This is a genomic window from Phenylobacterium sp., assembly GCF_022402485.1.
Lineage (GTDB): Bacteria > Pseudomonadota > Alphaproteobacteria > Caulobacterales > Caulobacteraceae > Phenylobacterium.
In genome coordinates this window covers 106,053-120,535 of the sequence record NZ_JAKRSA010000012.1, presented here as the reverse complement: position 1 = coordinate 120,535, position 14,483 = coordinate 106,053, and the positions used below count along the sequence as shown (strand labels likewise).

Here is a 14,483-nt window from a genome sequence, read left to right as displayed (position 1 = left end):
CTGATCGTCCGAATCAGCTGCGCGAGCCGATCATGGGTCACGCCCAACCTTCCCTTTTCGCCGATCCTCAGGGCGACCTCTTCGGCGGCGTGAGCGAGCCGCAGGCGCCGCGCTATGAGGTGAAGCCCGAGCATGTGCGCAATCGGCTGATCGACATGGTTGAGACGATGCGGGGGGCCGAGGCCTGGCCGTGGTCGGCATCGCGGACCAAGCTGTTCCGCGAAACTGTCTGGCCATATCTGCTCGACCTGCTGCCGGAAGCCGAGGCCTCCGACTGGCGGGCCAAGCTCGAGGCGGAAGCGATCCGACTAGACGCTTGACGCGCCACCGCTCCGCCTGACCCCGCCATGCCACGCCTTGGCGCGTCGGCCTTGAAAAATAACCTTCAAGGTGTGTTCTGTGGGGTCTGGCGAGACCTTGGTTGATGTGGTGCTCACCTCATTTAAGACAGTAGGACTTTAGGAGCGTTGATGTGACTGAGACACGCCTCCATCCGGTAACGGGCAAGACCCTGCGGCGAGGAGTCAGGCCCCAGTTGGTGACCTTTGGCTCCTTGACGAGGACCGTCCAGACGCCCGGCTGGTATCCGGATGATGATAGCGACTCGATCCACTCCGGCGCTGACCTGGCCGTATCCGAGCAGGCCTTTCTGGCGCTGAAGGCCGAGTACGCCGCCCATGTGCGCAAGGTCCGCAGGCGTTTGAAACTAACCCAGGAAGAAGCTGGGCAGTTGATCGGCGGCGGTCGGCGGGCCTTTCAGAAGTATGAGAAGGGCATGATGGCCCCCAGCCAGGCCGCAGTCGGTCTGATCGAGATCCTGGCCCGCCGTCCCGAAGACATTGAGGTCCTCCGCGACCTCGCCCGCCAGGGCGCCTGACCACTCTCTCCCCACTTTCCCCTTGGTGAACCGTGTTTGGTTGGGCTCCATGGGTTCTGAAACGTTTTGGGCGCGGGGCCGCTAAGAGCCTTCGTCCCTCAAGGGCAGGAGACCGGTCATGGCCGATGGATATGTGGACGTGCTGCGCGACAAGCGCGAGGCCGCGCGCAAGGTGGCCTATGAGACGCCGATCGAGGCGCTGAACCCGGCCCGGGCGTCCCTGTTCCGGGACGACGCCATGTGGCCGACCTTCGAGCGGCTGCGCCAGGAAGCCCCGGTCCACTATACGGCCGACAGCAATTACGGGTCCTTCTGGTCGATTACCCGCTACAACGACATCCTGGCGGTGGATTCCAACCATCAGGTGTTTTCCTCCGCCAAGGGCATCACCCTGACGGCCAAGGCGGCCCAGGCCTTCCGCGACCCCAATGCCCCGTCCGGGGCCAACTTCATCGCCATGGACCCGCCCCGGCACGACGTGCAGCGCAAGACCGTCAGCCCGGCCCTGTCGCCCATGGCGCTCTCGGTCATGGCCCCGCTGATCCGCGAGCGGGCCGGCCTGATCCTCGACAGCCTGCCGGTGGGGGAGCCCTTTGACTGGGTGGACCTGGTGTCCAAAGAGCTCACCACCATGACCCTGGCCACCCTGTTCAACTTCCCGTTCGAGGAGCGGCGCAAGCTGACCTTCTGGTCCGACACCATGACCTCGCCGCCGGGTCACGGGCCGGTGGCCGACATCGCCGAGCTTCGCAAGGTGCTGGGGGAGTGCTTTGCCTACTTCACCGGCCTGTGGAACGAGCGGGTCAATGCCGAGCCCACCGGCGACCTGATCTCCATGCTGGCCCATGGGGAGGAGACGCGGCACATGTCCATGGCCGACTTCCACGCCAATGTGGCCCTGCTGATCATCGGCGGCAACGACACCACCCGGAACACCATTTCCGGCTCGGTCCTGGCGCTCAATCAGAACCCCGACCAGTACGCCAAGCTGCGGGCGAACCCCGACCTGATCCCGTCCATGGTGTCGGAGACCATCCGCTGGCAGACCCCGCTGGCGCATATGGCGCGGACCGCGACCCAGGACTTCGAGATGGGCGGCAAGACCATCCGCGAGGGCGACAAGGTGGCCATGTGGTACGTCTCGGGCAACCGGGACGACACGGTGATCGAAAACCCCAATGCCTACATCATCGACCGCCCCCGGCCGCGCCAGCACATGTCGTTTGGCTTTGGCATTCACCGCTGCGTGGGCAACCGCCTGGCCGAACTGCAGCTGACCATCATCTGGGAGGAGATCATGAAACGCTTCCCCGACATCCAGGTGCTGGCCGAGCCCAAGCGCAGCTATTCGATTTTCGTGAAGGGCTATGAGGACATGCAGGTGGTGCTGCCCACCCGCCTCTGAGGCGGCACCCTCGTATTGATCCGGAGCGGCCCCGGAGGCGATCAGAGGCTATAGGGCCAAGGGGATCGCCAGGATGGAGGCCGCGCCATGAAGCTGATCTTTCTCTATGGGCCTGCGGCCTGCGGCAAGCTGACGGTGGCCAGGGAACTGGCGGCCCTGACCCACTATCCCCTGTTCCACAACCATCTGGTGCTGGACGCGGTGACGGCGGTCTTTCCGTTCGGTAGCGAGCCCTTCGTGCGGCTGCGCAGCCTCTATTGGCTGTCGATGTTCGAAGAAGCCGCCCGCCAGGACCGGCCGCTGATCTTCACCTTCGCCCCGGAACGCACCGTGCCTGAGAGCTTCATCGAGGAGACAAAGGCCGCCGTCGAGGCCCATGGCGGCGAGGTCTATTTCGTCGAGCTCGCCGTCTCGCCCGAGGAACAGATGCGCCGGGTGGAAAACCCCGACCGCAAGGCCTCAAAGAAGATCCACTCCCGCGAGGTCCTGAAGAAGTTCCGCGACGGCGGCGGCGCGGCCTACCGGCCCATCCCCGCCGACCTGGTCATCGACACCGAGGTCCTTGACCCGGAGGCGGCGGCGCAGGCGATTGCCGAGGCCCTTGCGCTCGAGCCGCTGCCCGAGCCCCACGTCATGTATCCCGATCCGGAGTGAGCCCTACCCCTCAAACCCCCGCACCACGGCCAGCACGGCCTCGCCGTAGCGGGCCAGTTTGCCTTCGCCGACGCCGGAGACGGCACCGAGCGCCCGTTCGGCGGCGGGTTTGACGGCGGCGATTTCGGCCAGGGTGCGGTCGTGGAAGATGACGTAGGGGGGCACGTGCTGGCGGCCGGCCTCCTCCCGGCGCCAGGCACGCAGGGCTTCGAACAGGCCCTGGTCGGCGGGCGACAGGGAAAGGTCGTTGGCGCCGCTGCGACGGCGGCCAGGGGTTTTCCGTTCAGCGCCTGGGGCGGCTTTGCGGGCGCGCACCTGGCGCTCGCCGCGATAGACGGCGCGCACGGCCTCGGCTTCGCCCAGCGCGATCAGCGGGCGGTTGTCGTTGGGGTCTTCTCGCAACAGGCCCTCGAACAGAAGCTGGTCGATCAGGTCGCGCCAGCCGGGCGCTGAGAGCTCCTGGCCGACCCCGAAGGTGGAGAGGCCGGCCTCGAAGTCGGAAGGGTCCTTGGTCTTGCCCAGCAGGTGGTCCACCAGCCGGCCGCGACCAAACCGCCCGCCCATGCGGTGGACGGCTGAGAGCGCCTTCTGGGCGGCCTTTGTGGCGTCCTCGGTCTCCGGCGGGGAGAGGCAGACATCGCACTGGCCGCAGGGCTCCACGCCTTCTTCGCCGAAATAGCGGCGCACAGCTGCGGCCCGGCAGCCGGCGCCCTCCAGCATGGCGTAGAGCTGGCGCACCTTTCGCACCTGCACCTGCTTGACCGCCTCGTCCATCTCCCGGCCATCGATGCGGCGCAGGGCCCAGGCGAGGTCTGAGGCGCCATAGAGGGTGATGCCCTCGGCGGGGTCGCCGTCGCGGCCGGCCCGGCCGATCTCCTGCCAATAGGCCTCGATGGAGCCCGGCGGATCGGCGTGGATGACGAAGCGGACGTCGGGCTTGTCGACCCCCATGCCAAAGGCGATGGTCGCCACCATCACCGCATCCTCGGCCTCGAGAAACGCTTCGAGCCGGTGGGCGCGCACGTGCTTGTCCAGGCCTGCATGATAGGCCTGGGCGTCGACACCGGCCTGGCGCAGGGCCTCGGCCAGGCGCTCGGTGCCGTCCCGGGAGCCGGCATAGACCACCCCTGACCTGCCCCGCCGCTCGGCCACCAGCTCCAGCACCCGCTTCTGGGCGGGGCCGGACTTGCGTTCGGCAAACAGGGCAAGCTCAGGCCGGGCGAAGCTCGCCACAAACTCCCGGGCGTCTTCCAGGCGCAGCTCGGCGCGGATGTCGTCCCGGGTCCGGGCATCCGCCGTGGCGGTCACCGCCAGGCGCGGCACATCGGGGAACAGGTCGGCGAGGCGGCCCAGCGTGCGGTAGTCGGGGCGGAAGTCGTGGCCCCACTGGCTGACGCAATGGGCCTCGTCGATGGCGATCAGCGCCAGCGGGGTGCGCCGCAGCCGCTCCATCATGTGCGGGGCCATCAGGCCTTCGGGCGACACATAGAGCAGGTCGAGCTCGCCGGCCTCGACCCGGCGCCAGGTCTGCGCCCGCTCTTCGGGTTCGATGGCGGAGTCCAGGCGGGCGGCGGCCACGCCGGACTGTTGCAGGGCGGCGACCTGGTCGGTCATCAGGGCGATGAGCGGCGAGACTACGAGGCCGAGGCCGGGCCTAAGCATGCTGGGGATCTGGTAGCAGAGGCTCTTGCCGCCGCCGGTGGGCAGGACGGCGAGCGCGCTGCGCCCGGCCAGGGCCTCGGTGATCACCTCGCCCTGAAGGCCCCGGAAATCAGCGTGTCCGAAGGTGCGGCGCAGGACCTCCCGCGCCTCGTCGAGCGAAGCGGTCATGGGCCGCCTTATGGCGTGCGTCGGCGAGCCCGACGAAGGGAAAACTGAGGTTGTCCTCAGCCGATCCCGGCGGGGCGTCTATTCCGCGGCCATGGCCACCGGTGCAGCCTGAGCGCCGCGCAGGAGACGGCCGGGCAGGGCGCCGGTGGGCTCTCCGTCCCGCTGGGTGACAACGCCTCCCACCAGGGTGGCCACATAGCCCCTCGCCCGCTGGATCAGTCTGCGACCGCCGGCTGGCAGGTCATAGGCCACCTTGGGCGCCTCCAGGGTCAGGTGGTCATAGTCGATGATGTTCAGGTCGGCCCGGTGGCCCGCCGCAATCATGCCCCGGTCATAGAGCCCCACGGCCCGGGCGGTGTCGCGGGTCTGCATCCGCACCATGGCCTCCAGGTCAAAGCGCGGCCCCCGGGTCCGGTCCCTTGTCCAATGGGTGAGGTTGGAGGTGGGGAAGGAGCCGTCACAGATCATGCCCACATGGGCGCCGCCATCCGACAGGCCGGGCACTGCGTCGGGATGGCCCAGCATCTCATAGGACGGGGCCAGGGAGCCTTCGGCATAGTTCAGGAACGGCAGATAGAGCATGCCGCGCCCCTCGCCGGACAACAGGTGGTCGAGGGCCAGGGCTTCTGGTGCGATCCCCCGGGCCTCCGCCAGGGCGGCGATGGTCTGGGAGGGATGGGGTTCATAGTCTGGAACCTCGCCCATCAGGTACATATTGCCCCAGTTTCGCGTGGTCTGGGTGGCGAACCCCGGTTCGACGGCCGCGGCTTCATTGAGCAAAGCCGCCCTTACCGCAGGATCGCGCAGACGGGCCACCCGCTCGGCCAGGGGCAGATGGGCCAGGGCCTTGTAGGTGGCGTGGTGACTGAACGGGTTGAGGGTCAGTTCAAAGCCGAACAGGATTCCCACCGGCCGCCCGCAGACCTGAGCCTTCATGGGCAGGCCAGCGCCTGTGGCGTCAGACAGGGCGTCCAGCAAGAGCCGCCAGGCCTGGGGCGCCTTGCCGTGCTGGGTGAGCGAGAAGGACAGGGGACGGCCGGAGGCCTCGACGATCCTGCGCAGCATGGCGAATTCCGCCGCCGGGTCGGCGAAGTCCGACACCACCTGCAGCACGCCCTTTCCGGCGCGGGCCAGGCCCATGGCGATGCCGGTGAGCTCATCCTCGCCGGCCGTCAGGGTCGGGGTGGGCTGGCCGTCGCTGGTGCGGTGATTGAGGGTCCGCGAGGTGGAAAATCCCAGGGCGCCGGCGGCCATGGCTTGTTCGGCCAGACGGGCCATGGCGGCGATGTCGGCGGCTTTGGCCGGCTCCCGGGCTGCGCCGCGCTCGCCCATGACAAAGACCCGCAGGGCCGCATGGGGCAGCTGGGTGCCGATGTCCACGTCGAACCGACGCTGGGACAGGGCGTCCAGATAGTCTGGGAAGCTCTCCCAGTTCCAGGGCAGACCCTTTGTCAGGACCGGGAAGGGGATGTCTTCCACCCCCTCCATCAGCCGGATCAGCCGGTCTTGGTCGGCGGGCCGGCAGGGGGCGAAGCCCACCCCGCAATTGCCCATGACCACGGTGGTCACCCCGTGCCAGGACGAGGGCTGCATATGGGAGTCCCAGGTGGCCTGGCCGTCATAGTGGGTGTGGATGTCCACAAAGCCTGGGGTCACCAACCGGCCCCGGGCGTCGATCTCCTCAGCCCCGCGGCCTCGGATCTCGCCGACGGCGGCGATGCGACCGTTCTTGATGGCGATGTCGGCCTCATAGGTCGGCGCGCCCGACCCATCGGCCAGCGTCCCGCCGCGCACGACGAGGTCATATGCCCGTTCCAATTCGCCGCCTCCCTGGCGTCGGTGGGTCTTACGCCCATCCTTGCAGCGATTAGCTCCCCCCAAGGGTCCCCCCGTCAAGCGTCCTGTGTCCCCGTGACAAGGGCCGGAGGCGCGCTATATCTGATCAAATATTTCGATCTGGACCCCTGGCATGATCCCTGGCCTCACGCGACTGGACGTCCTGGCGGGCCTGGCGGCGACTATGAGTCTCGGCGGCGTGACGGCGGCGCGGGCCCAGGCCGGCCCGGTCATCGCCGCTGCGGCCTCCCTGCAGTCGGTGCTGCCCAAGGTGGTCGAGGCCTTTCGCGCCCAGGGCGGCGGGCCGGTTCGCCTGGTGTTCGGGTCGTCCGGGGCCATCACCACGCAGATCGAACAGGGGGCGCCCTTTGAGCTCTTTCTGTCGGCCGACCGGCCCTATGTGGCGCGCCTCGCCGCCAGGGGGCTGACCCTGGACGGCGGGGTCCCCTATGCCGAAGGCCGGATCGCCCTGTTTGTGCCCACAGGCTCCCGCCTGAAGGCCGATGGCCAGCTGAAGGACCTCGCGGCCGCCCTCAAGGATGGCCGACTGCGCCGACTGGCCATCGCCAATCCCGACCATGCCCCCTATGGCCGGGCCGCCCGGGAGGCTCTGACCCACGCCGGACTGTGGGGGACGATCCAGCCGCGGCTGGTGGTGGGGGAGAACATCGCCCAGGCCGCCCAGTTCGCCAGCACCGGCGCGGCACAAGGGGGGGTGATCGCCTGGTCCCTGGCGGTGGCCCCGGAGTTGGCCCGGCGGGGGCGTTCAGCCCTGATCCCGGGGGGATGGCATCAGCCCCTGGAGCAGCAGATGGTGCTGCTCAAAGGTGCGGGTCCCATTGCCTGGGCCTTTTACGGCTATCTGCGAGGGGCCGCCGCTCGGGCGATTCTTGACCGCTACGGCTTTGTCCTGCCGGCCAGGGGCGCGATCTCCTGATGGACTGGTCCGCGCTCATTCTCTCCCTGCAGCTGGCGGCAGCGACCACCCTGGTGTTGCTGCCCATTGGCGTGATCCTGGGGCGGGTCCTGGCTTTCCACGACTTCCGGGGCAAACGCTGGGTCGAGGCGCTGATCACCCTGCCCCTGGTCCTGCCGCCGACGGTGCTGGGCTACTACCTGCTGATCGCCCTGGGGGTGGCCAGTCCCCTGGGCCAGGCCTGGCAGGCCCTGACCGGGGAGACCCTGGTGTTCAGCTTCTCAGGCCTGCTGATCGCCTCTGTGGTGTTCAACCTGCCCTTTGCGATCCAGCCCCTGCAGCGGGCCTTTGAAGGGGTTGGCCCTGATCTGCGCCAGGCTGCCTGGGTCGGGGGCCTGTCCCCGCTGGCCACCTTCCGCAAGGTGGAGCTGCCGCTGGCGTGGCCCGGCCTGCTCAGCGCCGTGGTGCTGACCTTCACCCACACCCTGGGGGAATTCGGGGTTGTCCTGATGGTCGGCGGCGCCATTCCGGGGGAAACCCGCACCATCGCCATCAGCATCTATGACCGGGTCCAGGCCTTCGACACGGCTGCGGCGGGCATCATGTCGGCCTTCCTGCTGATCTCCTCCTTCCTGGCCGTGGCGGTGGTCTACGGGGTCGGGGCCCGAGCGGTGCGTCTGCGTGGGTGACCTGGCCCCATCCTCCGCGGTCGGCGGTCTGAGGGTCCGGCTCCGTCAGGACGGACCCATCCGCCTCGACGCGGCCTTCGCCTGCGCGCCGGGGGAACTTCATGCCCTGGTGGGACCGTCGGGGGCGGGAAAGACCACGGTGCTGAAGGCGATCGCCGGGCTCTATCGCCCCAAGGGCGGTGAGATCACCTGCGGCCCCGCCGTCTGGTTCGACGCCCAGGCCGGGACCTGGATGTCCCCCCAGGACCGCCGAGTGGGGCTCGTCTTCCAGAACTACGCCCTGTTCCCGCACATGAGCGCCCAGGCCAATGTGGAGACCAGCCTGCAGGGCCGGCCGCGCCCTGAGCGCGAGCCCCGGGCCTTGGCCCTGCTGGCGCAGGTGGGTCTTGAGGGCAAGGCTCACCGCCGCCCCGCCGACCTGTCCGGGGGCGAGCAGCAGCGGGTGGCCGTGGCCCGGGCCCTGGCCAGGTCGCCCAACGTGCTGCTTCTGGATGAGCCCTTCGCCGCTGTGGACCGCCGGACCCGCCGGCGGTTGCAGGCGGACCTGAACGTCCTGCGCGCTGATCTGAACATTCCCATCCTGCTGGTCACCCACGATCTGGACGAGGCGCAGGCCCTGGCCGACCAGATGAGCGTGCTGCACCAGGGTGAGATCCTGCAGACCGGTCATCCAGACGCGGTAATGGCCAACCCGGCCAGCGATCTGGTGGCCGACATCCTCGACCTGAAGCCGAGGGCTTAGGGGGCTTTAAGGCTCGGGCGCCCGCAAGGCCGCCTCCAGCGCCGCCAGATCCGCCGCCACCGCCGCTGCGGTCTTGGCCTGCAAGGCGCGATAGCGGTTCAGCACGGTTTCGCCGAAGGGCGTCAGTTGGGCTGATCCGCCGCCGCGTCCCCCCAGCTGGGTCATGACCACCGGCTCCACGAACATCTGGTTCATCTGGTCCACCAGCAGCCAGGCCCGTCTGTAGCTCATGCCCATGGCGCGTCCGGCCGCCGCGATCGAGCCATGGGCCCGGACCTGCGCCAACAGGTCAGCCTTGCCCGGCCCCAGGCGATGGCCATTGGCGAAGTCGAACTTCAGGCTGATCGTGGTCACGGCCAGGGCTCAGGGTGCTGGATCAGGGGGCGGCAGCCGTCGGGGGCATATCCCCCTCCCGGGGCATGGCGTCGGCCTTGCCGGCGCACCCTGACAGGGTTTCGTCACCGCTCTGAACCTCGGCGGCATAGACATAGGTCAGGTCTGACATGCCGTCGGAGCACGGGGCCTGTCGCAGGGTGACCATGAGGTCGCCGCCATCGGTGGTCTGGGTGCGCCAGACCGCCTGAGCATCCTCCATGACAAAGCCAGGATTAGGGCCTCGGCTCGGGGGGAAGTCCGGGCGCTCAAGCACGATCTCGCCGCCGGTGATGCTCAGGCCCCAGAAGGGCTCCGTGCCCACGGCGCGCAGGTCCCCGGCGAAGGGGCCTGGAGCTGGAGCGGTGCCAGGGGCCGGCGTGGCGGGGTCGGCCGCCTCGGCCGGAGCGTCGGCCGGGGCCTCGGCCTGCCCACCATCGGGCGCCTGGGGCTGGCACGCCCCCAGGCCAAGGGTGAGGGCCAGGATCAGCAGGCCGCTGCCGATGCGGATTTGGCTGACAGGCGTTTGGGCACACATGGCTGGGGTCCTTTCCCGTGGGCGTGGACAGGTTAGACTCACCCCATCATGAGTCGAAACCGCCGCCCGATCTTCTACGAATTCTTCGCCGGCGGCGGCATGGCTCGTCTCGGTCTCGGAGCCGGCTGGAACTGCGCCTTCGCCAACGATTTTGATCCGGTCAAGGCCCGCGCCTATCGGGCCAACTTCCCGGACGCCGACACCCACTTTCACGAGGGCGATGTCTGGGCCCTGAGCCCCTCGGATCTGCCCGGACAGGCCGACCTCGGCTGGGCCTCTTCCCCTTGCCAGGACTTCAGCCTGGCTGGCGCCCGGGCGGGTCTGGCCGGTGGGCGCTCCTCTGCCTTTTTCGGCTTCTGGAAGCTGGTCCAGGGGCTGAACGCCCAGGGTCGGGCCCCCAAGACCATCGTCATCGAGAATGTGGTTGGCCTCCTGACCTCCCACGGGGGGGCCGATTTCCAGGCCCTGTGCCAGGCCCTGGCCGATGAGGGCTATCACTTCGGCGCCCTGGAGATCGACGCCGCCCGCTTCGTGCCCCAGTCGCGGCCCCGGATCTTTGTGGTGGCCACCCAGATGGTTCCGCCCCCCGGTCTCACCGGCCCAAGTCCATTCCACAGCCGCGCAGTGCTGGAGGCCCAGGCTCGCCTGGGAACCGACCTTGCGGAGCGCTGGGTCTGGTGGCAGCTGCCTGCCCCGCCTGCGCGCAACACCGACCTGGCCAGCCTGCTGGAGGAGGACGCCGTCGTCCCCTGGCGTTCAGCGCTCCAGACCCAGGCCCTGCTCGACCAGATGTCGCCTCTGCACCGCCACCGCTTCGACGCCGAACTGGCCGTCAAGGGGCAGGGCGTCGGGGCGGCCTATCGGCGGATCCGCACCGAGAACGGCGTCCGGGTGCAGCGGGCAGAGGTGCGTCTGGATGGGCTGGCCGGATGCCTGCGCACCCCGGCCGGCGGGTCTTCGCGGCAAATGCTGCTGATCGGTGATCGCCAGGGCGTGCGCTCGCGCCTGGTGTCCCCCAGAGAGGCTGCCCGCCTCATGGGTCTGCCGGAAACCTATGTCCTGCCCGCCTCTGCCAATGGTGCCCTGCGGGTGACCGGGGACGGGGTGGCGGTTCCGGTGGTGGCCTGGCTGGCAGAAAATCTGATTTGGCCCCTCGCTGGTGGAGAAACTGGGGTCATGGCTGCGGAATGACCGGCTTACTTTTGGCGCCTAAGCCCCTAAGTTCGCGTTCAAAGGGCACGACACGCGACATTTGAAGGCAGGTCCATGGACGCCAATTCCCTCAAGACCTACGACGCCGAGCGCCATCGCCGGGCCGGTCGGGGCCGGGTCTATGACTCGATCATCGACACCATCGGCGACACGCCCCTGGTCCGGCTGCCGCGCCTGACCGCCGCCTTGAAGCCCAAGGCCCAGGTTCTGGCCAAGCTGGAGTTCTTCAATCCGATCGCCTCGGTGAAAGACCGGATCGGGGTGTCCATGATCGAGGCCCTGGAGGCCCAAGGGATCCTCAAGCCTGGCTCGACCATCGTGGAGCCCACCAGCGGCAATACGGGCATCGCCCTGGCCTTTGTGGCGGCGGCCAAGGGTTATCCCCTGACCCTGGTTATGCCCGAGAGCATGTCCATCGAACGGCGCAAGATGCTCGCCCTGCTGGGCGCCAAGCTCGAGCTGACCCCGGCCGAGCGGGGCATGGCCGGCGCGGTGGCCCGGGCCCGGGAGATCGTCGAGGCGACACCCGGCGCCGTCATGCCCCAGCAGTTCGACAATGGGGCCAACCCCCTGATTCACCGGGTCTCCACCGCCGAGGAGATCTGGAACGACACCGAGGGTCAGGTGGATGTTGTGGTGTCGGGCGTCGGCACCGGCGGCACGATCACCGGGGTCGGCCAGGTGTTGAAGGCGCGCAAGGCCAGCCTGAAGATGATTGCCGTGGAGCCAGAGGCCTCGCCGGTGCTGTCGGGGGGCCAGCCAGGTCCACACAAGATCCAGGGCATTGGCGCGGGCTTCGTCCCTTCGATCCTCGACCGCAGCGTCATCGACGAGGTGATCCAGGTCTCCAATGACGACAGCCTCGCCATGGCCCGGCGCGTCGCCAGGGACGAGGGGGTTCCCGTAGGCATTTCCTCCGGCGCAGCCCTGACGGCGGCGTTCCATGTGGCGGCCCGGGATGACATGGCGGGCAAGACCCTGGTGGTGATCATCCCGAGCTTCGCCGAGCGTTATCTGTCCACGGCGCTGTTTGACGGCATCTAGGGCCAGGGTCGGCCGAGGGTGAGCGAGGTCTCTGACGCCCGCATGCGCTCGGCCGTCATGTCCCGGGTCAAGAGCTCAAGGACAGGGCTTGCGGCGCATACGGGCCTCAGGCCACCACAACGTCGGTCTTCACCGAATTGGCGATGAAGCACACCTCGTGCGCCTCGTGGTGCAGGCGCGCCAGGGTCTCGGCGTCCGGGGCGGGGCCGACCCATTCGATGGTGGGATGCAGGGTGACCTTGGTCACCGCCTGGCGGTCCGGGGCGATCTCATGCATTTCGCCCTCGGCGGCGTCGGCATAGACGGCCACGGAGAACCCCGCCAGCCGTGCCCGGTGCAGGAAACTCAGCATGTGGCAGGAGGAAAGCGCCGCCACGAGCATCTGCTCGGGGTCCACGGCACCCTCCACCGACCACCTGTTGCCCACCACATGGGGCGAAGCCGTGCCGGGCACGCGCACGCCCCCCTCAAAGCCGAGCTCGTGGCCCCGGCTGTAGCGCCCGGCCAGAAAGTCCTCACCCGCTGAGAGTTGCCAGGAGACGGCGGCCCGATAGGTGCCCATCAGAAGGCCTCAGCCGGAAGGCTCATCAGGGTGTCGGCACCCGTTTTCAGCTTGGCCAGGTGGGCCGAGGTTTCAGGCAGAATCCGCTCCACATAGTACCGGGCCAGAGTCAGGCGGGTGGCGTAGTAGGGATCGGTATCGCCAGCGGCGATCTTGTCCTGGGCCGCCTTGGCCATCATGGCCCACATATAGGCCAGGGCTGTGAGGCCAAAGAGATGCATGTAGTCGGTCGAGGCTGCGCCGGCATTGTCCGGATTGGCCAGGCCGTTGGCCATCAGCCACATGGTGGCGTCCTGCAATTCTTCCTTGGCGCGGGACAGGCCCTCGATGACCGGGGCCAGCGCCTTGTCGTTTTCATGCTCGCCCACATAGGCATCGATCTCGGCGAAGAAGCCCATGACGCCGCGGCCCCCCTCGGCGGCCAGCTTGCGCCCCACCAGGTCCAGGGCCTGGACCCCATTGGTGCCCTCATAGATCAGTGCGATGCGGCAATCGCGCATGTACTGGCTGGCGGGGAAGTGCTCGGTGAAGCCTGAGCCCCCGTGCACCTGCATGGCGTCGGAACAGATCTTGAACCCCCGGTCGGTGAGGAAGCCTTTCACCACCGGGGTCATCAAGGCCATGTAGTCAGAGCCCTTCTTCCGGGCTGCTTCATCAGGGCTGCCATGGGCCAGGTCCCCGTGCAGGGCGGTCCAGAACAGGAAGGCCCGACCGGCCTCGATGACGGCCTTGGAGTCCATCAGCATGCGGCGCACGTCGGGGTGGACGATGATCGGGTCAGCCGGGCCATCGGCGTTCTTCGGCCCGGTGAGCGAGCGACCCTGCAGGCGGTCCTTGGCGAAGCTGGCGGCGGCCTGATAGGCGGCCTCGGCCTGGGCCACGCCCTGCAGGCCGACCCCGATGCGGGCCTCGTTCATCATCACGAACATCAGGCGCAGGCCCTGGTTCTCCTCGCCCACCAGCCAGCCGAGGGACTCCTCGTGCTGGATGACACAGGTTGCGTTGCCATGGATGCCCATCTTCTCTTCCAGGCCGGCGCAGAAGACGGTGTTGCGCTCACCAGGCTTGCCCTGCGCGTCCGGGATGAACTTCGGCACGATGAACAGGCTGATGCCGCGGGTGCCGGCCGGCGCGCCCTCGATCCTGGCCAGGACCAGATGGACGATGTTGTCGGCCATGTCGTGCTCGCCGCCGGAGATCCAGATCTTCTGTCCGGTGATGCGATAGGAGCCGTCGGCCTGGGGGACCGCCTTGGTGCGCAGCAGCCCCAGATCGGTGCCGCAATGGGGCTCGGTGAGGTTCATGGTGCCGCACCACTCGCCAGAGGCGAGTTTCGGCAGATAAAGGTCCTTCTGCGCTTGAGACCCGCCGGTGTGGATGGCCGAATAAGCACCATGGGTCAGGCCCGGATACATGGCGAACGCCATATTGGCCGAGGACGACATCTCCGAGAACGAGAGGTTGACCACATGGGCGAGGCCCTGGCCCCCATAGGCCTTGTCGGCGCCGATGGCCGGCCAGCCGCCCTCCACCAGTCCCTTATAGGCGGCCTTGAACCCGTCGGGCGTGGTCACCGTGTGGTCTGAACGCCAGGTGCAGCCCTGCTTGTCGCCGACCCCGTTGAGGGGGGCCAGCACCTCGCCGGCGAAGCGGGCACCCTCCTCGACGATCTGGGCGACCACATCCATGGAGGCTTCGGAAAAGCCCGGCAGGTCCCCGTAGCGCTCAATCTGCAGAACATCGCGCAGCAGGAAAAGGTGGTCGCGGACGGGGGGCTGATAGGGCATGGGGGCTCCTGTGGTGTCA

15 protein-coding genes are annotated in these 14,483 nt (G+C 68.3%); 9 read left to right on the top strand and 6 right to left on the bottom strand.

Annotated elements, in window-relative coordinates:
• The first annotated feature begins 32 nt into the window (after positions 1-32).
• From MH112_RS04350 to MH112_RS04335, 4 genes are all read left to right on the top strand, one after another.
• Entirely contained in the window at positions 33-320 is a 288-nt protein-coding gene (locus tag MH112_RS04350; RefSeq protein ID WP_296564395.1) for a hypothetical protein, read from the top strand.
• A 152-nt stretch (positions 321-472) separates the two neighbouring features.
• Positions 473-877 carry a type II TA system antitoxin MqsA family protein gene (locus MH112_RS04345; RefSeq protein WP_296564392.1) on the top strand — a complete coding sequence of 135 codons (405 nt, stop codon included), beginning with the start codon at positions 473-475 and terminating at the stop codon, positions 875-877.
• A gap of 118 nt (positions 878-995) precedes the next feature.
• Positions 996-2,282 (top strand): cytochrome P450, encoded by a 1,287-nt coding sequence (locus tag MH112_RS04340; RefSeq protein WP_296564389.1) that lies wholly within the window; start codon positions 996-998, stop codon positions 2,280-2,282.
• An 87-nt stretch (positions 2,283-2,369) separates the two neighbouring features.
• On the top strand, positions 2,370-2,936 hold the full coding sequence (locus MH112_RS04335; protein ID WP_296564386.1) for an AAA family ATPase: 567 nt from the start codon (positions 2,370-2,372) through the stop codon (positions 2,934-2,936).
• 3 nt (positions 2,937-2,939) lie between these two features.
• On the opposite strand, the gene recQ is transcribed toward MH112_RS04335, so the two are convergent.
• Both recQ and MH112_RS04325 read right to left on the bottom strand, forming a co-directional pair.
• Positions 2,940-4,766 carry a DNA helicase RecQ gene (gene recQ, locus MH112_RS04330; RefSeq protein WP_296564382.1) on the bottom strand — a complete coding sequence of 609 codons (1,827 nt, stop codon included), beginning with the start codon at positions 4,764-4,766 and terminating at the stop codon, positions 2,940-2,942.
• Positions 4,767-4,844: 78 nt separating this feature from the next.
• A complete protein-coding gene (locus tag MH112_RS04325; RefSeq protein ID WP_296564378.1) occupies positions 4,845-6,584 on the bottom strand; it encodes an amidohydrolase family protein in 1,740 nt (579 codons plus the stop codon).
• A gap of 151 nt (positions 6,585-6,735) precedes the next feature.
• On the opposite strand from MH112_RS04325, the gene modA reads away from it, so the two are divergent.
• The 3 genes from modA to MH112_RS04310 are packed head-to-tail and all read left to right on the top strand — an operon-like array spanning position 6,736 to position 8,949.
• On the top strand, positions 6,736-7,539 hold the full coding sequence (gene modA / locus MH112_RS04320; RefSeq protein ID WP_296564375.1) for a molybdate ABC transporter substrate-binding protein: 804 nt from the start codon (positions 6,736-6,738) through the stop codon (positions 7,537-7,539).
• Complete coding sequence (modB, locus tag MH112_RS04315) at positions 7,539-8,207, top strand: molybdate ABC transporter permease subunit (protein WP_296564372.1); 669 nt, start codon at positions 7,539-7,541, stop codon at positions 8,205-8,207. Before modA ends, modB begins: the two co-directional genes overlap by 1 nt.
• Positions 8,200-8,949 (top strand): ATP-binding cassette domain-containing protein, encoded by a 750-nt coding sequence (locus MH112_RS04310; protein WP_296564369.1) that lies wholly within the window; start codon positions 8,200-8,202, stop codon positions 8,947-8,949. The genes modB and MH112_RS04310 overlap by 8 nt, the downstream gene beginning before the upstream one ends.
• A gap of 6 nt (positions 8,950-8,955) precedes the next feature.
• Here the strand turns inward: MH112_RS04310 and MH112_RS04305 are convergent, their stop codons facing one another.
• Positions 8,956-9,303, bottom strand: a complete 348-nt coding sequence (locus tag MH112_RS04305; RefSeq protein ID WP_296564367.1) for a winged helix-turn-helix domain-containing protein — start codon at positions 9,301-9,303, stop codon at positions 8,956-8,958.
• Positions 9,304-9,325: 22 nt separating this feature from the next.
• On the bottom strand, positions 9,326-9,859 hold the full coding sequence (locus MH112_RS04300; protein ID WP_296564365.1) for a hypothetical protein: 534 nt from the start codon (positions 9,857-9,859) through the stop codon (positions 9,326-9,328).
• Positions 9,860-9,907: 48 nt separating this feature from the next.
• On the opposite strand from MH112_RS04300, the gene MH112_RS04295 reads away from it, so the two are divergent.
• Positions 9,908-11,050 carry a DNA cytosine methyltransferase gene (locus tag MH112_RS04295; protein ID WP_296564363.1) on the top strand — a complete coding sequence of 381 codons (1,143 nt, stop codon included), beginning with the start codon at positions 9,908-9,910 and terminating at the stop codon, positions 11,048-11,050.
• A gap of 75 nt (positions 11,051-11,125) precedes the next feature.
• Positions 11,126-12,115: a cysteine synthase A gene (gene cysK, locus MH112_RS04290; RefSeq protein WP_296564360.1), complete on the top strand. Its 990-nt coding sequence runs from the start codon at positions 11,126-11,128 to the stop codon at positions 12,113-12,115.
• 106 nt (positions 12,116-12,221) lie between these two features.
• Here cysK and MH112_RS04285 read toward each other — a convergent pair whose 3' ends face one another.
• Both MH112_RS04285 and MH112_RS04280 read right to left on the bottom strand, forming a co-directional pair.
• Positions 12,222-12,677, bottom strand: coding sequence for an OsmC family protein (locus MH112_RS04285; protein ID WP_296564356.1), 456 nt, complete (start codon positions 12,675-12,677; stop codon positions 12,222-12,224).
• On the bottom strand, positions 12,677-14,464 hold the full coding sequence (locus MH112_RS04280) for an acyl-CoA dehydrogenase C-terminal domain-containing protein (RefSeq protein WP_296564353.1): 1,788 nt from the start codon (positions 14,462-14,464) through the stop codon (positions 12,677-12,679). Before MH112_RS04280 ends, MH112_RS04285 begins: the two co-directional genes overlap by 1 nt.
• Between the last annotated feature and the right edge of the window lie 19 nt (positions 14,465-14,483).